Origin of the sequence: Lentzea sp. NBC_00516 (assembly GCF_036346835.1) — a bacterium.
Taxonomy (GTDB): domain Bacteria; phylum Actinomycetota; class Actinomycetes; order Mycobacteriales; family Pseudonocardiaceae; genus Lentzea; species Lentzea sokolovensis.
Genome location: NZ_CP107840.1, coordinates 2,170,566 through 2,194,022 on the forward strand (window position 1 = coordinate 2,170,566; position 23,457 = coordinate 2,194,022).

Sequence of the window (23,457 nt, forward strand, 5' to 3'; positions counted from 1 at the left end):
GGAGGCCTGACCGCCTCAGGACCTTCGTCCTTCAGCAGACCACCTGAGTCCCTCTGACTCCGGGCACTGTGCGCACGAGGGCTTCGACCACCTTGCGTTCCGCCTGGTCGGAGAACGGTCCTGACACGCTCACTTCCCCGTCCAGCACCGAAACCGTCCAGCGCGGGCGGCCGCTGTACGCCCGCAGGGCCGTTTCCACCCGCGCCGCCAGCACAGCGTCCGCCGGCGTGAGAATGCGCAACAGATCGCTGCGGCTCACCACACCGACGAGCACCTGCCCGTCCGTCACGATCGGCAGGCATCGCAGCCGCTGCGACAACATGGTCGCGGTCAACTCCGCGGGCGAAGCTGTGACGGGTGCGCTGATCACGGATCTGCGCATCACTCGCGCGACCGGCGAATTGGCGGTCTCCGGTGACATTCCGGCCAGCAACAGGTCGGCACCGGAGACGACGCCCACCAGCCTGCCCTCGTCGTCCACCACCGGCAGAGCGGCAAACCCGTGGTCGCCCAGCACCGCGCCCGCCGCGCGGACCGTGGTGACCGGGTTCACCGACACCGCCGGACTGGACATCACATCTGCTGCGTTCATAGTGCTGAGCGTCTGCCTCGCGGTGGTGCTTCGGCAGTGCGGTAGGCCACGCCTGCGAAGTGACGTTGGTCCTGAGTCACTTCGGTGTGCGGACGATCGCCAGCGGGCACGGGGCGTGGTGCACGAGAGCCTGACTGGTCGAACCGATCAGCATGCCCGCGAAGCCGCCGTGTCCGTGACTGCCCACGACCAGCAACTGCGCCTCGGCTCCGTAGCGCATCAGGACCCGCGCCGGCCGATCACGCAGCACCACCCGGCGCACCTCGATGTCGGGGAGCTTCTCCTGCCACCCGGCGAGCCGTTGCGCGAGCAGCCTGCGTTCGTCCTCCTCGACCTGGCCCCAGTCGATCGCGATGCGCGAGACGTTGTAGGCGCTGTCGACGGTGAAGTCCTGCGAGGTCATGAGCGCGATCAGAACCGCGCCGCGCACCGAGGCCGCTTCGAACGCGAACGCCAGCGCGGCCTCGCTCGTCGGTGAACCGTCCACGCCCACCACGACGGGGCCGCCGGGTACCGCCGTGCCACGCACCACGACCACCGGACTGTGGCCGTGGGCAGCGAGCGCGACCGCCGTCGAGCCGACGAGCAGGCCGGTGACCGTGCCGAGCCCGCGCGAGCCGACCACGACGAGCCGCGCCTTCTTCGACTCCTCGATGAGCAGACCCGCCGCGCCGCAACACAACACCTCGGTCGAGATCTCCACGTCCGGCGCCGTCGCACGGGCGGCCGCGGCTGCCTCGGTCAGCCGGCCGCGGGCCTGCTGCTCGATCGCGTGGCGTGCCTCGGTACCGGTGATCAGCATCTCCGAATACCCACTCATGGGCAGCATGAAGCCGTGCACCAGCCGCAGCGCCAGGTGGTGCCGCGCGCATTCGGCTGCGGCCCAGCTGACCGCAGCAAGTGCGGAATCCGAGCCGTCGACGCCTACCACGATGGGGGCGGACGGTGGTTTCGTGGCGTCGCTGCCCGAAGTTCCTCGCATGCCGTCCACGATTCGCTCTGCGGCAGGGGCTGAGCAGAGCGGACGTGCCCGCCCCGTCCAAGCCTTTGGACCCTTGTCTGCACGACGGCCAAAGCTTCTCGCAGCAGTCCTTGGCTGTCCTGGTGTCCCGTTGCATGTCCTTCAGCACAGGTTCTACAGAGGACTGGAAGACGTGATCGCGGATAAAGCTCGTGTGGGGAACTTATAGATCCTCAGCACGACGAGGAACACCTTCACGGTTTCCAGGCGCCTTCGGTGCTCTCCAGCCGGAAGTCGGCATGCCACTCGCACACGATTCGCACGCCGCGCCTGGACCATTGCCAAGCAGTGCGCGGCAGCGACTGGCAGTGAAACCGGTAGCGAACCTGGGTATCCGGCTCTGGGACTTCGGCTGGAGCGACACAGTCCCGAGAGTCGATCGCAGGCGGCATCTCGGTGTCGGACGTCCTGCCACCCACACGCTGCGTTAGCCGTCCACCCGTTCTACCTCTCGCTCCGTCGGATCGTGTTCCGCCACTCGGGTGTTGGCGATCAGGGACTTTGGTCCCTCCGCTCGGCAGCCCTTGATCCCTGTGACGTGGCATGGCCCGCGTCGGAGTCTGAACGTGCCGGTGAGGGACACCGAGTGCCAGTGACGAGTCGGGACCGACGATGACCACGACGATGCGGGCAGAAGGACCAGCGGCGACCAAACAGCGCCTGGTGATGCTGGCGATGGCCACCGCCGGATTCGCGGTGAATTTCTGGGCGTGGGCTCTGCTCAGCCCGCTCGGTCCGATGTTCAAGGACGAGTTGGGGCTGAGCTCGTTCCAGCAGGCGCTGCTGGTGGCGGTGCCGGTGGTCGTCGGGTCGCTGGGCCGCATTCCGGTGGGCGCGCTGACGGACCGGTTCGGCGGTCGCGTGATGTTCCCGCTCGTTTCTGCGATCACGATCATCCCGGTGCTGTTCCTCGGACTGGCCGGGCACTCGTCTCTGGCCGCGCTCCTGATCGGCGGCTTCTTCCTGGGACTCGGCGGCACCGCGTTCGCGGTCGGGGTGCCGTTCGTGAACGCGTGGTTCCCGCCGGAGCGTCGTGGGCTGGCGATCGGCGTGTTCGGCGCCGGCATGGGCGGCACCGCGATCAGCGCGCTCACCACAGTGCCTCTGGTGAGGTCAGGAGGCGTCGCAACGCCGTTCATCGTGACCGCCGTCGTGCTCGCGGTGTACGCCGCCGCTGCGGCTTTGATCCTGCGCGATGCTCCGCAGCGGCCGGTGCCGGTGGAGTCGGTCGGGCGCAGGCTCGCCGCGACGCTCCGGTTACCGGTGACCTGGCAGGCGTCCGCGCTGTACGCCGTCGCGTTCGGTGGGTACGTCGCCTTCTCGGTGTACCTGCCCGCTTACCTCAAGACCGGCTACGGGCTGGTGCAGGACGACGCGTCCAACCGCATGGCGGGGTTCGTGCTCGTGGCCGTCCTGATGCGACCCATCGGCGGTTGGCTGTCCGATCGGGTGGGCCCGGTGCGAGTGTTGACCGTCGCTCTCGCCGTCGTGGCACTCGGCGCGCTCACTCAGGCGTTCACTCCCTCGCTGATGCCTATCGGCACGGCCGCGTTCTTGTCGATGGCCGCTGCTCTCGGAGCGGGCAGCGGTGCGGTGTTCGCGTTGGTCGCGTTGCTGACCCCCGCTGCGAAGGTTGGTTCGGTCACCGGTGTGGTCGGTGCGGCCGGAGGTTTGGGCGGATTCGTTCCGCCGCTGGTCATGGGCGCGTTGTACGGCGCGTTCTCGTCTTACGCGGTGGGCCTTGCGGCTCTGGCGCTCGTCGCCACCGCGGCAGCAGTCTTCACGCTGACCGTGGTTCGCCGTGCGGAGAAGGGCGACAGGTAGTGGACAACGAACTGATCGACGCGCTGGTGCGCACCCGCCGGTTCTTCACCCGTGCCGAGGTCTCCGACGACCTCCGCACGCTGCACCAGATCGGCGGGAGACAGGCCGACGAGTTCTACCGGGACCGGTGGAGCCACGACAAAGTCGTGCGTTCGACGCACGGCGTCAACTGCACCGGCTCCTGCTCGTGGAAGGTCTACGTCAAGGACGGGATCATCACCTGGGAGGCCCAGCAGACCGACTACCCGTCCGTCGGCCCCGATCGACCGGAGTACGAGCCTCGCGGCTGTCCGCGCGGCGCGGCGTTCTCCTGGTACACCTACTCGCCCACACGGATCCGCTACCCGTACGTCCGCGGTCTGCTTCTGGAGATGTACCGCGAAGCCAAGGCCCGCACTGGCGACCCGGTACTGGCCTGGGGTGAGATCGTGGAAGACCCGGAGCGGGCTCGGCGCTACAAGGCCGCGCGCGGCAAGGGCGGACTGGTGCGTGCGTCGTGGGACGAGGCTACCGAGATGATCGCCGCAGCCCACGTCCACACGATCAAGAAGTACGGGCCGGACCGCGTCGCCGGGTTCTCTCCCATCCCGGCGATGTCGATGGTCTCGCACGCCTCGGGCGCGCGGTTCGTGTCGCTGCTCGGTGGGTCGATGTTGTCGTTCTACGACTGGTACGCCGACCTGCCCGTGGCTTCCCCGCAGGTGTTCGGCGACCAGACCGACGTACCGGAGTCCGGGGACTGGTGGGACGCCGGGTACCTGATCATGTGGGGCTCGAACGTCCCGGTGACCCGCACGCCGGACGCGCACTGGATGGCGGAGGCGCGCTACCGCGGCCAGAAGGTCGTCGCGGTGTCGCCGGACTACGCCGACAACGTGAAGTTCGCCGACGAGTGGCTGGCCGCGAAGCCCGGCACCGATGGTGCGCTGGCGATGTCGATGGGTCATGTGATCCTGCGTGAGTTCTTCGTCGACCGGCAAGTGCCGTACTTCACCGACTACGTCAAGAAGTACACCGACCTGCCGTTTCTGGTGAGGCTGGAGCATCGAGGCGACGCCTACGTGCCGGGGAAGTTCCTGACCGGCGAGGACCTCTACGGAGCGCTCGCCGGTGAGAACGCGGCATTCAAGACCGTGGTGATGGACTCGGTCACCGGCACGCCCGTGATTCCGAACGGCTCGCTCGGCTTCCGCTTCGGCGAGCAGGGTGCTGGACACTGGAACCTCGACCTCGGTGTCACGGATCCGTTGCTGTCGATGGAAGGCGGTGACTCCGCGGTCGTCGAGCTCCCGCGTTTCGACGAACCTGGCGCGATGCGCCGGGGCGTGCCCGTGCAGCGCGTCAACGGCCAGCTCGTCACCACGGTGTTCGACCTGATGCTCGCGCAGTACGGCGTGTACCGGTCCGGACTGCCTGGCGTGTGGCCCAGCGGTTACGACGACGCGGATGAGCCATACACGCCCGCGTGGCAGGAGAACATCACCGGTGTGCCGGCGCAGGCCGCGGCCAGGATCGGCCGGGAGTTCGCGCGCAACGCCGAGGAGTCCCGCGGCCGCTCGATGATCATCATGGGGGCTGGGACGAACCACTGGTTCCACTCCGACACCATCTACCGCGCCTTCCTCGCGCTCACCACGCTCACCGGCTGCCAGGGCGTCAACGGCGGCGGCTGGGCGCACTACGTCGGCCAGGAGAAATGCCGCCCCATCACCGGGTGGTCACAGCTCGCGTTCGGCCTCGACTGGTCGCGGCCACCGCGGCAAATGATCCAGACCGCGTACTGGTACCTGCACACCGACCAGTTCCGCTATGACAAGTTCGCCTCGCTGGGCGGCAAGAGCACTCATGAGCTGATCACGCAGTCAGCGCGAATGGGCTGGATGCCCTCCTACCCCACGTTCGACCGCAACCCGCTCGACCTCGCCGACGACGCGACGTCGTCCGGCAAGCCCGCGGCGGACTACGTCGTGGACGAACTCAAGGCGGGCCGGCTGAACTTCGCGTGCGAAGAACCGGACACGCCCGAAAACTTCCCGCGGATCCTCAGCGTCTGGCGCGCCAACCTGCTGGGCTCGTCTGCCAAGGGCAACGAGTACTTCCTCAAGCACCTGCTGGGCACTGACTCGTCGCTGCGCGAGGAAGATGTCGGCGCCCCGACCGGCAAGCTGGACCTGTTGCTGTCACTGGACTTCCGGATGACCAGCACCACGATCTTCTCGGACGTCGTGCTGCCCGCCGCGACCTGGTACGAGAAGCACGACCTCAACACCACAGACATGCATCCGTTCGTGCACTCGTTCAACCCGGCGATCGCGCCGCCGTGGCAAACGCGGACCGACTGGGCCGCGTTCCAGGCCATAGCGGAGGTGTTCAGCAGGCTCGCCGAAAAGCATCTTGGCGTGCGCAAGGATGTCGTCGCAACTCCCCTGCTGCACGACACGCCGGACGAGCTCGCCACGCCGCACGGCCGCGTCCTGGACTGGAAGGCCGGCGAGTGCGAGCCGATCCCCGGCGTCACCATGCCTCGTCTGACGGTAGTCGAACGTGACTACACCGCGATCGCGGCGAAGATGGGGGCGCTCGGCCCGCTCGCCGATGAGCTCGGCGCGACGACCAAGGGCATCACCTACCGGGTCGAGCGCGAAGTCGAGTACCTCAAGCACAAGAACGGCACGGTGCGCGGCGGTCCGGCTGACGGCCGGCCATCTCTGGTCCGCGACGTCCATGCCTGCGAGGCGATCCTCGCGTTGTCCGGGACCACGAACGGCCATCTTGCGACACAGGGGTTCCGGACGTTGGAGAAACGCACCGGCACACAGCTCGCGGATCTGGCCGCCGAGCACGAGGGCAAGCAGATCACCTTCGCCGACACCCAGGCGGCTCCGGTTCCGGTGATCACGTCGCCGGAGTGGTCCGGTTCGGAGACCGGTGGGCGCAGGTACTCGCCGTTCACCATCAACGTCGAGCGCCTCAAGCCCTGGCACACGCTCACCGGACGGCAGCACTTCTTCCTGGACCACGACTGGATGAGCGAGATGGGCGAATGCCTGCCGGTCTACCGGCCTCCGTTGAACATGACCGCGTTGTTCGACGAGCCGGCGATCGGTGAGCAGGGCGAGCTGGGCATCACCGTGCGGTACCTGACGCCGCACTCGAAGTGGTCCATCCACTCCGAGTACCAGGACAACCTGCTCATGCTCAGCCTGTCCCGCGGCGGCCAGACCATCTGGATGTCCAAAGAGGACGCGGCGAAGATCGGTGTCGCGGACAACGACTGGATCGAGGCGGTCAACCGCAACGGCGTCGTGGTCGCGCGGGCGATCGTGTCGCACCGGATGCCCGAAGGCACCGTGTACATGCACCACGCCCAGGATCGGCTGATCGACGTGCCGCGCAGCGAGACCTCCGGCAAGCGCGGAGGCATCCACAACTCGCTGACCCGGCTTCTGATCAAACCCAGCCACCTCATCGGCGGCTACGCCCAGCTGTCGTTCGCCTTCAACTACCTCGGCCCGACCGGCAACCAGCGCGACGAGGTCACCATGATCCGCCGCCGCAGCCAGGAGGTGACCTACTGATGCGCGTCATGGCACAGATGGCGATGGTGATGAACCTCGACAAGTGCATCGGCTGCCACACGTGTTCGGTCACCTGCAAGCAGGCGTGGACCAACCGATCCGGCGTCGAGTACGTCTGGTTCAACAACGTGGAAACCCGCCCGGGACAAGGGTATCCGCGCACCTATGAGGACCAGGAGAAATGGCTCGGTGGCTGGGTCCGCAACCGGCGGGGCCGGCTGGTGCTCAAAGGCGGCGGGCGGTTGCGCAAGCTGCTCACCATCTTCAGCAACCCCAAGCTGCCCAGCATCGACGACTACTACGAACCCTGGACCTACGACTACGAGATCCTCACCAACGCCCCGCTGCAGGAGCACACGCCGGTCGCACGGCCCCGATCACTGATCAGCGGAAAGCACACGAAGATCAAGTGGTCGGCCAACTGGGACGACAACCTCGCGGGCGCCCCGGAACTCGCGACGAAGGACCCGTTGATCAAGGGCATCGAGGACAAGGTCCGCTTCGAGTTCGAACAGACCTTCATGTTCTACCTGCCCCGCATCTGCGAACACTGCCTCAACCCGTCGTGCGCGGCCTCCTGCCCGTCCGGTGCGATCTACAAGCGAGCCGAGGACGGCATCGTGCTGGTCGACCAGGACCGCTGCCGCGGCTGGCGCATGTGCGTGTCCGGCTGCCCCTACAAGAAGGTCTACTTCAACCACCGCACCGGCAAGGCCGAGAAATGCACCTTCTGCTTCCCACGCGTGGAAGTCGGTCTACCCACGGTGTGCGCGGAAACCTGCGTCGGCCGCCTGCGCTACATCGGTCTCGTCCTGTACGACGCCGACCGCGTCCTGGAGGCCGCGTCCGTCGAGGACGAACACGAGCTCCTCGAAGCACAGCGGCAGGTGTTCCTCGACCCGCACGACCCACAAGTCGTGCGGGCGGCCGAACAGGCCGGGATCCCCCACGACTGGGTCGAAGCCGCCCAGCGCTCCCCCGTACACGCGTTGATCAGCACCTACCGGGTCGCGCTGCCGCTGCATCCGGAATACCGCACCATGCCGATGGTCTGGTACATCCCGCCCCTCTCACCGGTCGTCGACGTCGTACGCGACACCGGGTACGACGCCGAGGACCACGGCAACCTGTTCGCCGCCATCGACGCGTTGCGGATCCCGGTCGAGTACCTCGCCCGCCTGTTCACCGCAGGCGACCCCGAACCGGTCAACGACGCACTGCACAAGCTGGCCGCCATGCGGTCCTACATGCGCGACATAAACCTCGGCCGCGAGCCACAGGAGGCGATCCCGGCCAAGGTCGGCATGACCGGCGAGCAGATCTACGACATGTACCGGCTCCTCGCGCTGGCCAAGTACGAGGACCGCTACGTCATCCCGCCCGCGCACGCCGAACAGGCACACGGGCTGGAAGAACTCGCCACCGAGTGCAGTCTCGACTACGACGGCGGACCCGGTATGGGCGGATCCGGCCCGTTCGGCGAGAGCTCAGGAGGCGCCTCCCCGATCGCTGTGGAGAACTTCCGCATGCTCGAAGCCCGCCAACGCGAGGGAAAAGTCAACCTGCTCAACTGGGACGGCCGCGGCAACCCGGTGCCGCCGAGGAGGCAGCCGTGAACGCCATCGCGTGGCAGGCGCAGTCCCTGCTGATGAGCTACCCGGACGAGCAACTCCTCGATCGTCGGCCGCTGTTGCGCAACGCCGCGGACGCGCTGCCCGAACGAGTCGGCGCTCCCCTGCACGCGTTCCTCGACCACCTGGACGCGACGCCGTTGATCGAACTCACGGCGGACTACGTCACAACATTCGATCACCGCAAGAAGTTCAGTCCATACCTCACCTACTTCGCCTACGGCGACACCCGCAAACGCGGGATGGCACTGCTGCGATTCAAACACGCCTATCGCCGAGCCGGACTGTTGATCGGCGACGACGAACTCCCCGACCACCTTTCCGTCGTACTCGAGTTCGCCGCCACGGGCGACCCCGAAGCCGGCAAACGGCTCATGATCGAACACCGTGCGGGGCTCGAACTGATCCGGCTCGGGCTGCGCGAAGCCAAGTCACCCTGGGCCTACGTGCTCGAGTCCGTCTCCGCGACCCTGCCCCCGCTGGTAGGTCGTGACGAGGACGCCGTAGCCCGCCTCGCAGCCGTTGGCCCGCCCGAGGAAGAGGTCGGCCTCGCCCCGTTCCTGCCCGGAGGTGCCCGATGACCACTCTGTTCTGGGTCGTCGTCCCGTACGTGTCGATCGCAGTCTTCGTCGTCGGCCACTTCTGGCGCTACCGCTACGACAAGTTCGGCTGGACCACCCGTTCCTCCCAGCTCTACGAGAACAGGTTGCTGCGCCTGGGAAGCCCGCTGTTCCACTTCGGCATCCTGCTGGTGGCGCTGGGACACGTCGGCGGCGTCCTCATCCCCAAGTCCTGGACCGAAGCTGTGGGAGTCAGCGAGACCGTCTACCACGCGCTCGCCGTCGTACTTGGAGTTCTCGCCGGCGCGATGACGCTCGCGGGCGCGGCGATCCTGGTCTACCGGCGCCGCACCGTCGGCCCGGTGTTCTCCGCCACCACCCGCAACGACAAGATCATGTACGTGCTGCTGATCGGCACCATCGTGCTCGGCCTCGGCACCACCGTGCTCGGCAACCTCACCGAGCACCCGCACGACTACCGCGAGACCGTCTCACCGTGGTTCCGGTCGATCTTCTACTTCCAGCCGAAGCCGGAGTTGATGGAGGTGGCGCCGCTCGGGTTCCAGCTGCACGCGCTCTCTGCTTGGACGCTCGTGGCGTTCTGGCCGTTCAGCCGGCTGGTGCACGTCTTCTCAGCACCACTCGGCTACCTCACGAGGCCCTACATCGTCTACCGCAGCCGTGACACCGAACTCGGCAGCCGCGCACCTCGCCGTGGCTGGGAACGAAGCTGACCGCTTCTCTCTGGAGCCTTCAGACCGCGACTCCCGGGACGAAGGTCCTGACCGGGAAGCGACGTTCCTAACTGCATTCAACTGATGCTGATCGCGCAAGCTCGAGATGTGATCGGAACGCGAACAGTCAGGCGCTCCCGCCTCGCTGCCCGCCCTCCCGCGTAAGTCCATCATCGAGGAGACCCCTGTGCTTTCAGCTGCTTCGGCTGCCGTGGTCCGCGCGACCTTGCCCGTGGTCCGCGACCATGCCGCCGAGATCACCGCCGAGTTCTACCCGTCGATGTTCGCCGCGCACCCGGAACTGCTGAACCTGTTCAACCGCGGCAACCAGGCCAGCGGCAAGCAACAGATCGCGCTGGCCGCCGCGGTGGTCGCCTACGCCCAGCACCTGCTCGACGGCACGCCGTTCGGCCCGATCGCGGAACGCATCGCCCACAAGCACGTCTCGCTCGGCGTGCGATCCGACCAGTACCCGATCGTCGGCAAGCACCTGATCGGCGCCGTGGCCACCGTGCTCGGCGACGCCGTCACCCCCGAGGTCGCGGCTGCCTGGGACGAGGTCTACTGGCTGTTCGCCGTCACGCTGATCGCCGCCGAAGCGGGCCTGTACCAGCAGGCGGGAGTCAGCCCTGCCACGGTGTGGCGTCCCTGGCGCATCGCGAAGCGCGACGAGGAAGCAGTCGACACGGTGTCCTTCACCTTGCTGCCCGACGACGGCGGACCGGTTCCGGCGTTCGAGCCGGGGCAGTACGTGTCGATCGCCGTCGACCTGCCGGACGGGCACCGACAGCCTCGCCAGTACTCCCTGTCACAGTCATCCGGCCGCGGCGAGCTCCGCATCACCGTGCGACGAGTCCGCGGCGCGGACGGCGCCCCGGACGGCGCGGTGTCGAACTTCCTGCACGACAACGTGCACGCCGACGACACCGTGCTCGTCGGGCCACCGGCAGGTGAGGTCACGCTCGAGCCTGGCGACCGGCCCGTGGTGCTGATCAGCGCGGGCATCGGGATCACCCCGATGTTGTCGATGCTCGACCAGCTCGCCGCCACGCAGCCGGCCCGCCCGGTCGTCGCCGTGCACGCCGAGACCTCGCCCGACCGGCACGCACATCGCGCCGAGTACGCCCGCCTCGCCGGCTTCCAGCAGCTCACCTGGTACGAGAACGGTGGCGACGGCGGACAGCCGGGTCTCGTCGACGTGAACACGATCCCCTTGCCGCCCAACGCCATCGCATACCTGTGCGGACCGATCACGTTCATGCGCGACATGCGCGCGGGACTTCTCCGGCGAGGCGTGCACGCCGACGACATCCGATACGAGGTGTTCGGCCCCGGCATGCTCGACAACTGATCCGAAGAAGTCGGCCCCTGCCGGTGCGGGACGTAAGGCCCTGTATCGCAGGCGATCACGCGAGCGCGCTCGGCGGGAATCATCCGAGGAGAAGGTGACGGGAGCCCTCGCAGCCGCCGCGGGTGATGTACACGTGGCCGGGCAGCCGATGTCGACACGTGCCATCGCCGCCAAACGACTCGTCGAATACGTCCCGCAGAAACTGTCGTGGTGTGGTCCGTCGAGGTGACCGAGCCCGATTTGGAGACGGTTTTCCGGCACCTCACCGGGAAAACGCTGCGGAAGTGATCCCGCGCTACGCACTGCTGATCGCCGCATGAGACCTGCGTTCACGGGCGCGAGACCGGGCGACGTACGTGCTCGTTTTCGTCATTCCGCTGGGTCTCGCCGGCACCTTCTTCGCGGCTGCATCGTGCCGATCGAGTCCTTCAGCCCAGCGCTGCGGACGGTCGCGTTCGCCACCCCGCATGGCTGGGCCAACGACGCGTTCTCAGCATTGACCCGGCGCGGCGGCGACCTCCTCACGGTGCTGCCGCACTTGGGTGTGCGGCTGGGATTCGCGGTCGCTCTGTTCGCGTTGGGCACGTGGCGGCTGCGCCGCGCCGTGACGACGTGAAGTTCGACCCCAGCGAGGGCCTTGCCAGGTCGGGTCCTACGACCCTGAGCAAGCCGCACAGGCTGAAGCACCGTAGGACTCATGAGGACGACCAGAATCGTTGGATTGGCAGCGGGCGTCACCGCAGCGGCGGTGGCGTCGTACCCGCTGTTGTGGCGCGAGTGGTGCCAGACCTGGGGCGCGACCGACGAGGAGGCACAGGCCACGTTGCCCGGTGACGACCTGCTGCTCCGGCCCGACCTGCTGACCACCCGCGCGATCACCGTCGAAACACCTCCCAGCCGCATCTGGCCATGGCTGGTGCAGATGGGCAGCGGGCGCGGCGGCGCCTACACCTACGACTGGCTCGAGAACCTGTTCGGCCTGAACATGCACAGCGCCGACGAGATCCTCCCGCAGTTCCAGCACCTGCACCTCGGCGACGTCCTGCCGGTCGGCGAAGGCGGCCCGAAGCTGCTGGTGGAGGTTCTCGAACCCGATCACGCGCTCGTGCTGCGCTCCGACGACGGCCGGTGGGTCTGGGCGTTCGTGCTGCAGGAGATCCCCGGCGCCACCAGGCTGATCAGCCGCAACCGCATCGCCGTCCCCGACGCTTCACCGTTCGTCCGGTGGTTCAACCAGCTCGTGATGGAGCCGGGAAGCCTGGTGATGGAGCAGAAGATGTTGCGCGGCATCAAAGAGCGGGCCGAATGGTACCTCTGATGATCGACCGGACGAGCTCCGACGACCTGGTGTCACTGGCCTCCGGCATGCAGGTCGGCGCCGTGGTGGTGCTGGAACGGGACCCCGGCGGTGTCGAGGCCCTGCTCGCGGACCGCGTCCGGACCGTTCCGCGGCTGCGCCGGCGTCTGGTCCGGGCGCCCTTCGGCTGTGGTCGCCCCTTCTGGGTCGACGACGCCGGGTTCGACATCTCCAGGCACGTGCACCGGGTGGTCTGCCCGGCTCCCGGCGACGATGCGGCGCTGCTGGACATCGCCTCCTCGTTGGTGACTCGTCCGTTGCCCCAGTCATCGCCACTCTGGTCGGCGACGCTGGTCATCGGGCTGGCAGAGGACAAGGCAGCACTGGTCCTGGTGTTCCACCACGTGTTGTCCGACGGCATCGGTGGCTTGGCCGTGCTGGCGAACCTGGTCGACGGCGCACCGCAGGCCGAGATCGTGCCCTTTCCCGCTCCCGCGCCTTCGCGCCGGGAACTCGCGAAAGACGCCTGGACCACCCGGCTGAGGCTGCCTGGCCGCAACTCGTTCGCCGGGCTGGGGTGGCCGTCACTCGGCTCGCGCTGCTCCCTGAACCACCCCACCGGATCACGGCGGCGGCAGACCATGACACGGACCAGCGTCTCCAGGCTGCACGCTGCCGCGCACCGCTGCGGCGGAACGGTCAACGATGCTCTGCTCACCGTCGTCACAGGCGCGTTGGGCACGGTGCTGAACGGTCGCGGTGACCACCTCGACGAACTGGTCGTCTCGATTCCCGTGTCGACGCGCCGCTCGACCACCGCCACTCACCTCGGCAACAGCACCGGTGTCATGCCCGTCGCCCTGCCGACCGGCGGCGACCCCCTTTCCCGTCTGACGCGAATCGCCGCCATCACCCGGTCACACAAGAGGTCAGTCACGTCAGTCGCGCCCATTTTCCGGACGTTGAAAGTCCTCGGGATGGCGGACTGGTTCATGAACCACCAACGCATGGTGCACACCGTCGTGACCAACGTGCACGGCCCCGATCACCCGATGCGTCTGGGCGGCGCGCAGGTCGTCGCCCTCATCCCGCTGTCGGCCACCACCGGCAACGTGACGGTGGCGTTCGCGGCCCTGTCCTATGCGGACGCGTTCACCATCATGGTGGTCGCCGATCCAGATCGTGTGCCCGACCTGCTCGTGCTCACCGAGGCCCTGCAGAACGAGCTCGACCTGCTCGCCTGAACGCCCCGGCCACCGCTCAGCCGATGTTGTGATCACCGGGCAGTTCCCTGCCGGTGAAGCCGACGTGCGCCTCGCGCCGGCTGCGTTCGACCATGTGGGGATGGTGCAGGTCGAAGGCGGGCCTGTTGAGCGGATGCGGGGCAGTTCGGTGAAGTTGTGCCGCGGAGGCGGGCACGAAGTGGCCCATTCGAGCGAGTTGCCGAAACCCCACGGATCGTCGACGGTGACGGCCTCGCCGTACCGGTAGCTGCGGACGACGTTCCAGATGAACGGCAGCGTCGAGGCGCCCAAGACGTAGGCGCCGATGGTGGACAGCGTGTTGAGAGTGGTGAAGCCGTCCGTCTGCAGGTAGTCGGCGTAGCGGCGGGGCATGCCCTGGTTGCCGAGCCAGTGCTGCACCAGGAACGTGGTGTGGAATCCGACGAACGTCGTCCAGAAGTGCAGCTTCGCCAGGCCTTCGTCCATCATCCTGCCGGTGATCTTCGGGAACCAGAAGTAGATGCCGGCGAACGTCGCGAACACGATCGTCCCGTAGAGGACGTAGTGGAAGTGGGCCACCACGAAGTACGTGTCCGAGACGTGGAAGTCCAGTGGTGGCGCGGCGAGCAGGACACCGCTCAACCCTCCGAAGAGGAAGGTCACCAGGAAGCCCACGGAGAACAGCATGGGTGACTCGAAGGTGAGTTGTCGCTTCCACATCGTGCCGATCCAGTTGAAGAACTTGATGCCGGTCGGGATGGCGACGAGGAACGTCAGCAACTCGAAGAACGGCAGCAGCACGGCCCCGGTGGCGTACATGTGGTGCGCCCACACCGCGAGCGACAGCGCGGCGATCGACAGCGTCGCCCAGACCAGTCCTTTGTAGCCGAAGACGGGCTTGCGGGAGAACACCGGGATGATCTCGGAGACGACCCCGAAGAACGGCAACGCCAGGATGTACACCTCGGGATGGCCGAAGAACCAGAACATGTGCTGCCACAACACGACGCCGCCGTTGGCCGGGTCGAACACGTGCGCCGCCAGCAGGCGGTCCGCCAGCAACCCGAATCCGGCCGCCGTCAGGATCGGAAAGACGATGAGCACCAGGATGCTCTTCACCAGGACGTTCCAGGTGAAGATCGGCATCCGCCACATCGTCATGCCGGGACCGCGCAGGCAGACCACGGTCGTGACCATGTTGACCGCGCCTAGGATCGTGCCCAGGCCGCCCACGGCGACACCGACGATCCACAGGTTGGCGCCGGCACCGGGTGAATGCTCCACGCCCGACAGGGGCACGTAGGCGAACCAGCCGAAGTCAGCGGCACCACCGGGCGTGACGAACCCACCCAGCATCAGCAGGCCGCCGAAGACGAACAGCCAGAACGACACCGCGTTCAGCCTGGGGAAGGCGACGTCGGGCGAGCCGATCTGCAGCGGCAGGACGAAGTTGGCGAACCCGAACACGCTCGGGGTCGCGTAGAGCAGCAGCATGACCGTGCCGTGCATCGTGAACAGCTGGTTGTACTGCTCGGCGGACAGGAACTGCAGTCCCGGTCGCGCCAGCTCGCCCCGGATCAGCATCGCCATGGCTCCCCGACCATGAAGAACGCGAACGTGGCGACCAGGTACATGACGCCGATCTGCTTGTGGTCCGTGGTGCGGAACAACGCCAGCAGCAACGAGCCTTTCGGCCGAGCAGGCGAGGCGCCGGCATGAACCTCGACCGGGGTGGGGACCAGTACCGTCACGAATCTCTCCTGAGTCGTCCGGAAGAAGCTCGTCCAACCTCGTTCGCGCGGCAGCGGACCTTCAGAGCCCGAAGTCCTGCCAGACGGGAACCTTCGCTGGTGACGATTCGTGGACTGATGGTCTCCGGCCGCCAGGGCGCTACGGCACAACGTTGTTCGGAAAGGAGGAAGAACGCCCTGTTGATTTCGACGAGTCGCGGCCCCGTCTGCCGCCCGTGGTCGCCAGGCCGCTGGCCGAGACAGAGCCACACGGTCGGACCGCCGACCGAGCACGAGACCCTCCACAGTGCTGCGATCCCGCAGGATCACTCGGCGACCGCATCCGGATCCGAGCGGTCAGGTCGTCCGGAGATCCCTGCAACATCGGGACTTTGTGCCCTGGGACGGCTGCTCCAAGCGACGCAAGGTCTGTGGGTTCCCACGGCCCACAGGAGGCTCGCGGTGCACCAGACCCGCGATAGACACACGCCCGTTGCACTCGCCCGGTACTTCGACAACGTCGTGGCCGCCCTTGCCCGCGAAGGCATCGACGTCGCCCAGGTAGTGCTGGAACTCACCCCGACACGTCCGATGCGCGGCCAGGTCGTCACCGGACGCGGTCCTGTGCTGCGCTGGCGTGAGGACCTGGGGTGGAGCAACGGGATCAGGACCACGAGCCCGGCCGCACACCCCGGTGAGGTCGCCGCGCTGCTCGAACAGACGCCGCCAGGACGAGGGTGAGCCGCACCGCGCTGATCCTTCCGTCTCGCCGTCGTGCAGGCCTTCGTCGACGGCCATAGCGTTGAGTGCGCAATGACGTCGATCGGGGAATTCGCCTTCCGAATCGGACGGACCTCACTCGGCGAACAGACCTTCGGACTGGCGATCCGGTCATGCCGGCTCAGGGTTGTGCCCCACGGCGAACGGAAACGCGTCCGCGAGCTGCGAGGCATAGGGCACCGAGCAACTTCGCGACCACCTGCGGGTCGAGCGCGGAGCCACCGCGGCCACCCGGTCCGCAGCGGCGAGGAAGTCCGCCACGTCCAGCACGCGGTCCTTCAGATCCTGCAGCGTGCAGTTCATTTCCACGAGTTCGGCGACCCGCACGTCCTCACCGTCGAGAACGCCCCGGATCCGCACGCCGGACCTGGAGAGATCCGGATCAAAGTCCAGGCCACGAGCATGAACCCGATCGACTGGAAGATCCAGGCCGGCTACATGTCCGAGATCATGCCGACGACGTTCCCCTCCATCACCGGGAGCGACGCGACCGGTGTCGTCGACGAGATCGGCGAGGGGCGTCACCGGTGTCAAGTCCGGTGACCAGGTGTTCGGTCTGGGGCAGGGCGCCGCCGCCGTGCAGATCGCCGCCGCCCGTGGCGCCACGGTGATCGGCACCGCGAGCAAGGCCAACCACGACTTCCTCCGCGAACTCGGCGCGAGACCCGTCACCTACGGCGAAGGCCTGGCCGAGCGGGTCACCGCAGCAGCCCCGGAGGCGTCGACGCCGCGCTGGACACCGCCGGCTCCGGCTCGCTCGCCGACATCGTCGCCCTCGTCGGCGACGCCTCGCGCGTCGCGACCGTGGCCGCCTTCGGCTCCCCGCCCTCGGCGTTACCCCAAGATCGATGGGTGTGGTCGCAATGTGGTCGAGGTAGACCGGCCCACTAGGAGTCCACTGGGGACGGCCACACGCTGAGTTTCCTGTTCGAGTGCGTTTCGTACATGCGTACGGCCACAACAAGTCCGGACACGACGGTCGGTGAGTGCAGAGTTCTGTCAACCCACAGGCGCGAGGGATAGCCCAGGCGTCAGGGCGGCGGGATGCGCTGGTGCCACGAGGTCACCAGCGCATCCCGCGATTGGTTCAGGCCCGCACTACTCGGAGTGCCAGATCTGCGACGAGGTGGTCGCGCAGTCGGCGATTCCGATCCTGGTGCCGTTCCTGTGGGAGAACGGCAGCAGGGCCAGGCACGCGCTGCCTCCGGCGGGAGGAGTCACCAGCACGAGGTTGCCGAACACGTCCGCGGGCGCCCACTGCCACCACTGGCGCTGGTCGGTCGCGTTGCAGGACTGCTGGTCGACGACCAGCGTGCCCCACACGAGGCTCAGGCACTTGCCGCTGTTCTTGTTGACGAACTGGACGAAGCCGTTGCCGAGGTCGATCGACGCCCACAGCTGACTGGGGTCCCGCTCGCAGTCCCACTGGTGAACGCGCGCGCCGGTCTCCTTGGAGCCCTTGACGACGTCGACGCACTTGTCGGTGGCCGTGTTGACGAGCTCGTGGAAGTCGTCCGCCGCGATGGACACCGCCGGCGGCTGGCCGGAACCGGCGTGGGCGACGCCGGGCCCGCTCACAGCCATGGCCATGAGCGTCGCGGCAAGGCCGAGCAAACTGTGGATTCTCAAGTCCTCGTTGCCTTTCTGGGAATCGGGATGGTGGCGCGTGCCCTCTGACTAGGGTGTGGCGACCCAGAACGCGTAGTCGGCGGTGTACGGGATCGACGCGGTCGACCCCTCCTTGCAGGCACCGGTCGGCGAGAGGCCGCCGGTGGTGTTCAGCCGCTGGACGAACGTGACCGCACCGAGCAGGCCAGGGCCGCGGTTGCTGGTGGCCCTCAGCAGCAACTGGGGGACGGCGAGCGGCACCGGCGAGCTGGCGACCGTCGTGGCGGTCACCGAGCTGCCGTCCTCGACCGACGTCCACACAGGACCCCTGCTGTGGAGCACCACTGCCCTGCCGTAGCTCTCCAGGATCGCGTCGGGCTGCAGGAAGCCCCACGCACCGTTGGTGCACTGGTAGGTCTGGACGCCGTGCGCGTGCAGGAAAGCGATCTGTCTGTTGCTGGCGGGCACCTTGATCCCGTCAGGTACCTGCCCCGGTGCTCCCGCTGACGCGGTGACGGCTCCGAGGCCGACGACCGTCATCGCCGCGACGGCGAGCCCGGCCGCGATTCGGATGATGCGCTTCATGTCCTTGTTCCCCCTTCAACTCGATCTGTCACCTGCACCGTGACATCGAGTGCTGCAACGGGGCTGACGTGACGGGGTCAGCGCCGTTGCAGCGCGGGTGGGGAGGATTGCTCAGGCCCGCGACCCGTCGGCGCGGAGCTTCGCGCGCAGCCGGTCGGCATCGGGGTGATCGAGGTCGTCGAGGATCGACAGTGCTTCCCGCCACGCCTCGCGCGCCCTGGCCTCGTCACCCGCGGAGTGCCTGCTGTCGCCGAGGTTCGCGAGGGTCGCGGCGACCTCGAAGCGGTCGCCGAGGTCGCGGTACAGGTCGAGCGCGTGCTGATAGCCGTCGATGGCGGCGGCGTGGTCGCCCAGGTGGTGGTAGGCGTAACCAAGGCTGTCCCAGGCGCCGGCTTCACCGTCGAGGTTGTCGGCTTCCTGGTGCAGGGCAAGGGATTCGCGGCAGCACTCGAGTCCGCGCTCGTAGTCGCCGAGCTCAACTGACGCCATGCCCATGTTGTTGAGCGCGAGCGCCAGCCCGTCGGGGTGGTCGGCCTCCTTGTACAGGTCGAGCGCGTGGCGGGCGTGATGCATGGCATCGGCGAACCGGCCCTCGATCGCGAGTCCCCTGCCCAGGTCCAGGTGGACGTCGGCCTGGCCGACGGGGTCGCCTGCCTCGGCCCACAGCTCGAGGGCGTGCAGCAGATGGACCCTGGCGTGCTCGTGGCGGCTCAGCTTGTCGTAGGCCCAGCTGAGGCCGCGGTGGGCGTGGGCACGGGCGAGTGGGTCCGCCAGTCTCGTGGCCGCGTCCACCCCGACCTGCCACACGACGGCCCAGTCGTGCCAGCGTCCGCGACGGTTGAAGTAGGTGTGCATCGACCACGCCAGCGCCCAGGCGTGGTGATCGAGGCCGTGCCGCAAGGCCTGACGCAGTGCGGCAATCAGGACGGCGTGTTCGGTGCTGAACCACTCGATGGCCACGTGGTGATCGGTGAAGGCTTCAGGGGTCGTGGCGTGGTCCGGTGCGGGCAACTTGATCGGGTCGCGGTGCGGGTTCAGCACCACGGCCGCGCGGTACGCCGTGTGCAGGTAGTGGTCCAGCACGCGGCGGATCGCCGCGTCGCGCTGCTCGGCGGAGTCCGTGTGCTCCGCGAGTTCGGCGGCGTAGGCACGCAGAAGGTCGTGGAACGCGTACCGGTCGGGCAGGTGCTCGACGATCAGGTGCGCACGAGCAAGCTCCCTCAGCAGGTGCCGCGCCTCGCGCACCGCGAGCCCGGCGAGACTCGCCGCCGCGGCGGCCGAGACGTCCGGTCCCCGGTGCAGGCCGAGCAACCGGAACATCCGCGCCGCCTTGGGGGTGAGCGTGCGGTAGGACCACGAGAACACCGCTCGCACATCCGCGACCAGGTCACCCCCGGCGAGTGCGTCGAGCCGTTCGCGGCTGTCGCCGAGTTCTTCCGCCAGCGCCCGCAGGCTGAACAGCGGGTGCGTGGCGGCGCGGGCGGCCACGACGACGAGCGCGAGCGGCAGCCGTGCGCACCGGGCGCTGATCTCGTCCGCCGCGCGTGGTTCGGCCGCGATCCGATCGGCGCCGAGGCGAAACGCCAGCAGCTGCCGCGACTCGTCGTTCGTGAGCAGGCCGAGGGTGATCGGGTGCGCGCCCTCGATGCCGACCAGGCCGGCCAGCTCATCGCGGCTGGTAACCACGACCAGGCAGCCGGGCGCGCCGGGCAGCAGTGGCCGGATCTGCCCGGCGTCGCGGGCGTTGTCCAGCACGACCAGCATCCGCCGTCCGGCGAGCAGGCTCCGGAACTGGGCAGCCTGCGCGTCCGCGCCGACCGGTATCCGATGCGGCGGCACGCCGAGCGCCTCCAGGAACCCCCGAACGGCGTCGGCGGAGCTCGTCACCAAGCCACTCGGGTCGTAGCCGCGCAGGTTCACGTACAGCTGCCCGTCCGGAAACTCACTCGCCACGCGACGCGCCCAGTGCACGGCGAGCGCTGTCTTCCCCACCCCGGCGGATCCGGACAGCACAACGACGAGCACGGTCGGCCCGTTCGCCTGGGCCAGCAGCGCGTCGAGACCCGCGAGCTCGGGCTCGCGACCGGCGAACCCTCTCACCTCCAACGGCAGCTGCGCCGGGACCGGCAGCGGTGGCCGGCTCACCGTCACCGGCGCGGGCGGCGGGCTGAGGCCGGGATCGTGCCGCAGCATCTGGGCCTCGAGCTCGCGCAGCGCCAGGGTCGGGTCGACGCCGAGGTTGCCGACGAGAGCACTCCGCAGGCGGCGGAAGACGGCCAGAGCGTCCGCCTGCCTGCCGCTGCGGTACAGCGCGAGCATGAGCTGGCCGTGGATCTGCTCGTCGAGCGGGTGCTCCACCGCCAGCAACTCCAGGTCACGCACCAGCTCCGCGTGCTCTCCGAGGTCCAGCCGGACCTCGAGCAGGGCCCGGACCGCCTGCGCCCGCAACTGGTTCAGGCGCTCGGCCTGCCCTTCCAGCCAGGCCAGTCCGGCGACGTCCTCCAGTGCCGAGCCGCGCCACAACGCCAACGCGCCGCGCAACTGCCCTGCGGCCACGGCACTGTCGTCCGACCGCGTTCCTTGCCGGATCAGGCGTTCGGCTTCCTCGACGTCGGTGTCGCCAGAGCCGACGTCGAGCAGGTAGCCGGGCGGTCGCGCCACGATCGACGTCCGGCTCCCCAGCACCTGACGCAGGTGCGACACGTGGCTCTGCAACGTGTTCGCGACCGGTGGATGCCCGTTGTCACTCCACACGCTGTCGACGAGCCGTGCAACGCTGACGATGTGTCCGTGTTGCAGCGCAAGCACAGCGAGCACCGCCTTGCGGCGCAACCCGCGCACCGCACGAGGGGTCCCGTCCACCACGACGTCGATCGGTCCGAGCAGCCGAATCCTCACGTGGTGCGCTCCCCTCACCACTGACGTGCGACCAGGCCGGTCCGGCATGCTCCCCGTGCCGTCACGGCCCTTAGCGCGAGGGTAGCCGCCCATCCGGCGCGACCGGATGCTTTGCCTGAAACATAGGCGGCGCAAGCATTCTCTTGACTCGACAGGTCAGTGGTGGAATACGGTGGCGTCGCCCCCGGTGTGCAGCGGTCCTGGCTGAGCCTGCAGCTCGGCCAGCAGCCTGCCCAGGTCGGCGAGTAGCAGTTCAGCGAGGTCATGGGCGAAGCCGTTGCGCACCACGATCCTCAGCACAGCGAGATCGGTGCGGTTGGCGGGAAAGGTGTACGCGGGCACCTGCCAACCCAGCTAGCGCAGGCGCCCGGGAGACGTCGAAGACGGTGAAAGCGAACACCGGCAGCTCGTCGCCGCGGCTGGTGCATTGGCACTCCGCGAGGACGACTGTTGATCCTCCCTGGCGCCTGCTTCGCCTGCGAGCGAAAACCAACACCATCCACTGGCAACCCGCCAGCCCACCCTGCCTGCTTACGACACCACTCGCGACAGCCGCGTCCCGCGTTCGGCGGCTGCGTTCTGCGAGTGGAGGAGCATGCGGACATGTCGCAAGATGTACTGGAAGACGTCCAACTGGCCGTGACCGAACTGCTCAGCAAGGCTTGCGACCACGGCGGCATCCTCGTCGGCTTCGCCTCTGGCGCGTCGAGGATTTCCGTGGTCTCCGCATCGAAGTCGGGGACGTCTCGCCGGACTGCTCTGCAACAGCGGGGCAGGTTCAGCTCTGCTTGCGGGCTCGACTGCGGGGCGAGGCGGCGGCCGGCGTGCGAAGGTCTTCGAGGAGCTCCATCTGGCCGGTGATGACTCCGGTGAGGATGCGCCTGGCGACGGCGAGCAACTCCGCGACATGAGGGCTGGTCAGCGAGTAGAAGACGTTGGAGCCTTCTTTGCGAGTGGTCACGAGTCCGGCGCGGCGCAGCACCGCCAGCTGCTGGGAGAGGTTGGCGGCTTCGATACCGACCTCAGGCAACATCTCCGCGACGGAGTGCTCGCGCTCGCTGAGCAGTTCGAGCACCCGGATGCGTGCCGGGTGGCCGAGTGTCTTGAAGAACTCCGCCTTGACTTGATAGAGGGGCCTGCTCATCGAAGCCCCTTCCGGCCGACCGTCGTCATGGTGCTGATCCTCCCTGGTGGATCCCTGTCGCTGCGACTCGGGATGCATTTCAACGGGATTCAGCAGTTGCTAATCTTACCAAGTAGGCAACCCTGGTCACCTCGCACGGCTGTGGGAGGGCGCGCATGAGTGAGCCGAAGACGGCGGACGTGATGTGCCGGAGAGTCGTCACCGCCGCACTGGACAGCCCGTTCAAGGAACTCGTCGGCCTGATGATCGTCCACGAGGTGACGGCAATCCCGGTGGTGGACTCGGCCGGACACCCGGTCGGCGTGGTGTCCGAGGAGGACCTGGCGGCCAAGCTGGAGTTCCGCGGCGGTGCGGAGAATCCGCCGGTGCTGGCGGGCGCCCACAGGCGGGTGCGGTGGCACAAGTCGTCCGCGACGGTCGCGGCTGACCTGATGACCACTCCGGTGGCGACCGTAACGGAGGGCTTGAGTCTGTGTGCTGCGCTACGGCTGCTCGCGGGTGAACACGCGAGCTTGCTGTGCGTGGTGAACGGTGCGGGCACGCTCGTGGGAGTGCTCACCGGTCGTGACGCGCTGCGGCTGTTCCTGCGTGGCGATGACGAGATTCGCGCGGACCTGGAACGACACCTGCCCGCCTCGACGAGGGTGCACGGGGTCACGGTGCACGTGTCAGGTGGGGTGGTGACGCTCGACGGGACGCTCAGTCTGCACAGCGCGACCGAGCGGGCCGAGTGGATCGCGCGCGGCGTTCCGGGTGTGATCACGGTACGCAACAGGCTGAGCTTCGACGTCGACGACCTGATGATCACTGGCCTGTGAGCACCGCTTCCTGACGCCACGAGATGCTGCCGAACGGTCACGCCGGCGAGTGGGTGGGTGTCGCCGGCCGATGGCGAGGTCGC

20 protein-coding genes and 2 pseudogenes are annotated in these 23,457 nt (G+C 67.9%); 13 read left to right on the top strand and 9 right to left on the bottom strand.

Going from position 1 to position 23,457, the window contains the following annotated elements; translation table 11 throughout:
• Window positions 1-31: 31 nt before the first annotated feature.
• Window positions 32-592: a CBS domain-containing protein gene (locus tag OG205_RS09830; protein ID WP_319973779.1), complete on the bottom strand. Its 561-nt coding sequence runs from the start codon at window positions 590-592 to the stop codon at window positions 32-34.
• Window positions 593-668: 76 nt separating this feature from the next.
• Window positions 669-1,574 carry a universal stress protein gene (locus tag OG205_RS09835; protein WP_319973780.1) on the bottom strand — a complete coding sequence of 302 codons (906 nt, stop codon included), beginning with the start codon at window positions 1,572-1,574 and terminating at the stop codon, window positions 669-671.
• 651 nt (window positions 1,575-2,225) lie between these two features.
• On the opposite strand from OG205_RS09835, the gene OG205_RS09840 reads away from it, so the two are divergent.
• The 9 genes from OG205_RS09840 (at window position 2,226) to OG205_RS09880 (ending at window position 13,832) form a co-directional block, all read left to right on the top strand.
• Window positions 2,226-3,437: an MFS transporter gene (locus tag OG205_RS09840; RefSeq protein ID WP_319973781.1), complete on the top strand. Its 1,212-nt coding sequence runs from the start codon at window positions 2,226-2,228 to the stop codon at window positions 3,435-3,437.
• The gene (locus tag OG205_RS09845) at window positions 3,437-7,015 is read left to right on the top strand and encodes a nitrate reductase subunit alpha (protein ID WP_319973782.1); all 3,579 of its coding nucleotides are present in this window, start codon (window positions 3,437-3,439) and stop codon (window positions 7,013-7,015) included. Before OG205_RS09840 ends, OG205_RS09845 begins: the two co-directional genes overlap by 1 nt.
• Window positions 7,015-8,631: a nitrate reductase subunit beta gene (gene narH / locus OG205_RS09850; RefSeq protein WP_319973783.1), complete on the top strand. Its 1,617-nt coding sequence runs from the start codon at window positions 7,015-7,017 to the stop codon at window positions 8,629-8,631. The genes OG205_RS09845 and narH overlap by 1 nt, the downstream gene beginning before the upstream one ends.
• A 32-nt stretch (window positions 8,632-8,663) precedes the next feature.
• Window positions 8,664-9,227, top strand: coding sequence for a nitrate reductase molybdenum cofactor assembly chaperone (gene narJ / locus OG205_RS09855; protein WP_319973844.1), 564 nt, complete (start codon window positions 8,664-8,666; stop codon window positions 9,225-9,227).
• Window positions 9,224-9,940, top strand: a complete 717-nt coding sequence (narI, locus tag OG205_RS09860; protein WP_319973784.1) for a respiratory nitrate reductase subunit gamma — start codon at window positions 9,224-9,226, stop codon at window positions 9,938-9,940. The genes narJ and narI overlap by 4 nt, the downstream gene beginning before the upstream one ends.
• A gap of 187 nt (window positions 9,941-10,127) precedes the next feature.
• Complete coding sequence (locus OG205_RS09865) at window positions 10,128-11,291, top strand: globin domain-containing protein (RefSeq protein ID WP_319973785.1); 1,164 nt, start codon at window positions 10,128-10,130, stop codon at window positions 11,289-11,291.
• Window positions 11,292-11,703: 412 nt separating this feature from the next.
• Window positions 11,704-11,907 carry an ABC transporter permease gene (locus tag OG205_RS09870; protein WP_319973786.1) on the top strand — a complete coding sequence of 68 codons (204 nt, stop codon included), beginning with the start codon at window positions 11,704-11,706 and terminating at the stop codon, window positions 11,905-11,907.
• Window positions 11,908-11,988: 81 nt separating this feature from the next.
• Window positions 11,989-12,609, top strand: a complete 621-nt coding sequence (locus OG205_RS09875; protein ID WP_330275906.1) for an SRPBCC family protein — start codon at window positions 11,989-11,991, stop codon at window positions 12,607-12,609.
• On the top strand, window positions 12,609-13,832 hold the full coding sequence (locus tag OG205_RS09880) for a wax ester/triacylglycerol synthase domain-containing protein (RefSeq protein ID WP_330275907.1): 1,224 nt from the start codon (window positions 12,609-12,611) through the stop codon (window positions 13,830-13,832). The genes OG205_RS09875 and OG205_RS09880 overlap by 1 nt, the downstream gene beginning before the upstream one ends.
• 16 nt (window positions 13,833-13,848) lie before the next feature.
• Here OG205_RS09880 and ctaD read toward each other — a convergent pair.
• Window positions 13,849-15,562, bottom strand: a pseudogene (ctaD, locus tag OG205_RS09885) (aa3-type cytochrome oxidase subunit I).
• Between the two features lie 441 nt (window positions 15,563-16,003).
• Between ctaD and OG205_RS09890 the strand changes: the two are divergent.
• Window positions 16,004-16,282, top strand: a complete 279-nt coding sequence (locus tag OG205_RS09890; RefSeq protein ID WP_319973789.1) for a hypothetical protein — start codon at window positions 16,004-16,006, stop codon at window positions 16,280-16,282.
• A gap of 150 nt (window positions 16,283-16,432) precedes the next feature.
• Here OG205_RS09890 and OG205_RS09895 read toward each other — a convergent pair whose 3' ends face one another.
• Window positions 16,433-16,681, bottom strand: a complete 249-nt coding sequence (locus tag OG205_RS09895; RefSeq protein ID WP_330275908.1) for a hypothetical protein — start codon at window positions 16,679-16,681, stop codon at window positions 16,433-16,435.
• A gap of 15 nt (window positions 16,682-16,696) precedes the next feature.
• On the opposite strand from OG205_RS09895, the gene OG205_RS09900 reads away from it, so the two are divergent.
• Window positions 16,697-16,864 (top strand): alcohol dehydrogenase catalytic domain-containing protein, encoded by a 168-nt coding sequence (locus tag OG205_RS09900; RefSeq protein WP_406601733.1) that lies wholly within the window; start codon window positions 16,697-16,699, stop codon window positions 16,862-16,864.
• A 4-nt stretch (window positions 16,865-16,868) separates the two neighbouring features.
• Window positions 16,869-17,240: a hypothetical protein gene (locus tag OG205_RS09905; protein WP_330275909.1), complete on the top strand. Its 372-nt coding sequence runs from the start codon at window positions 16,869-16,871 to the stop codon at window positions 17,238-17,240.
• A gap of 179 nt (window positions 17,241-17,419) precedes the next feature.
• Here the strand turns inward: OG205_RS09905 and OG205_RS09910 are convergent, their stop codons facing one another.
• From OG205_RS09910 to OG205_RS09930, 5 genes and pseudogenes are all read right to left on the bottom strand, one after another.
• Window positions 17,420-17,905, bottom strand: coding sequence for an RICIN domain-containing protein (locus OG205_RS09910; protein ID WP_330275910.1), 486 nt, complete (start codon window positions 17,903-17,905; stop codon window positions 17,420-17,422).
• 93 nt (window positions 17,906-17,998) lie between these two features.
• Window positions 17,999-18,514, bottom strand: coding sequence for a DUF3455 domain-containing protein (locus OG205_RS09915; RefSeq protein ID WP_319973793.1), 516 nt, complete (start codon window positions 18,512-18,514; stop codon window positions 17,999-18,001).
• A 111-nt stretch (window positions 18,515-18,625) separates the two neighbouring features.
• A complete protein-coding gene (locus tag OG205_RS09920; protein WP_319973794.1) occupies window positions 18,626-21,412 on the bottom strand; it encodes an AfsR/SARP family transcriptional regulator in 2,787 nt (928 codons plus the stop codon).
• A 156-nt stretch (window positions 21,413-21,568) separates the two neighbouring features.
• Window positions 21,569-21,833 (bottom strand): annotated as a pseudogene (locus OG205_RS09925) (glutamate decarboxylase); the annotation flags it as partial.
• Between the two features lie 357 nt (window positions 21,834-22,190).
• Window positions 22,191-22,556: an ArsR/SmtB family transcription factor gene (locus OG205_RS09930; protein WP_319973795.1), complete on the bottom strand. Its 366-nt coding sequence runs from the start codon at window positions 22,554-22,556 to the stop codon at window positions 22,191-22,193.
• Between the two features lie 155 nt (window positions 22,557-22,711).
• Here OG205_RS09930 and OG205_RS09935 point away from each other — a divergent pair, with 155 nt between their 5' ends.
• On the top strand, window positions 22,712-23,374 hold the full coding sequence (locus OG205_RS09935; RefSeq protein ID WP_319973796.1) for a CBS domain-containing protein: 663 nt from the start codon (window positions 22,712-22,714) through the stop codon (window positions 23,372-23,374).
• The last annotated feature ends 83 nt before the right edge of the window (window positions 23,375-23,457 follow it).

Bases quoted from the DNA above. Each gene is read 5' to 3' on its own strand.
- OG205_RS09915 (WP_319973793.1), bottom strand. From the start codon at position 18,514: ATGAAGCGCATCATCCGAATCGCGGCCGGGCTCGCCGTCGCGGCGATG.
- OG205_RS09875 (WP_330275906.1), top strand. From the start codon at position 11,989: ATGAGGACGACCAGAATCGTTGGATTGGCAGCGGGCGTCACCGCAGCG.
- OG205_RS09880 (WP_330275907.1), top strand. From the start codon at position 12,609: ATGATCGACCGGACGAGCTCCGACGACCTGGTGTCACTGGCCTCCGGC.
- narI (WP_319973784.1), top strand. From the start codon at position 9,224: ATGACCACTCTGTTCTGGGTCGTCGTCCCGTACGTGTCGATCGCAGTC.
- OG205_RS09910 (WP_330275910.1), bottom strand. From the start codon at position 17,905: ATGGCTGTGAGCGGGCCCGGCGTCGCCCACGCCGGTTCCGGCCAGCCG.
- narH (WP_319973783.1), top strand. From the start codon at position 7,015: ATGCGCGTCATGGCACAGATGGCGATGGTGATGAACCTCGACAAGTGC.
- OG205_RS09930 (WP_319973795.1), bottom strand. From the start codon at position 22,556: ATGAGCAGGCCCCTCTATCAAGTCAAGGCGGAGTTCTTCAAGACACTC.
- narJ (WP_319973844.1), top strand. From the start codon at position 8,664: ATGAGCTACCCGGACGAGCAACTCCTCGATCGTCGGCCGCTGTTGCGC.
- OG205_RS09840 (WP_319973781.1), top strand. From the start codon at position 2,226: ATGACCACGACGATGCGGGCAGAAGGACCAGCGGCGACCAAACAGCGC.
- OG205_RS09830 (WP_319973779.1), bottom strand. From the start codon at position 592: ATGAACGCAGCAGATGTGATGTCCAGTCCGGCGGTGTCGGTGAACCCG.
- OG205_RS09835 (WP_319973780.1), bottom strand. From the start codon at position 1,574: ATGCGAGGAACTTCGGGCAGCGACGCCACGAAACCACCGTCCGCCCCC.
- OG205_RS09935 (WP_319973796.1), top strand. From the start codon at position 22,712: ATGAGTGAGCCGAAGACGGCGGACGTGATGTGCCGGAGAGTCGTCACC.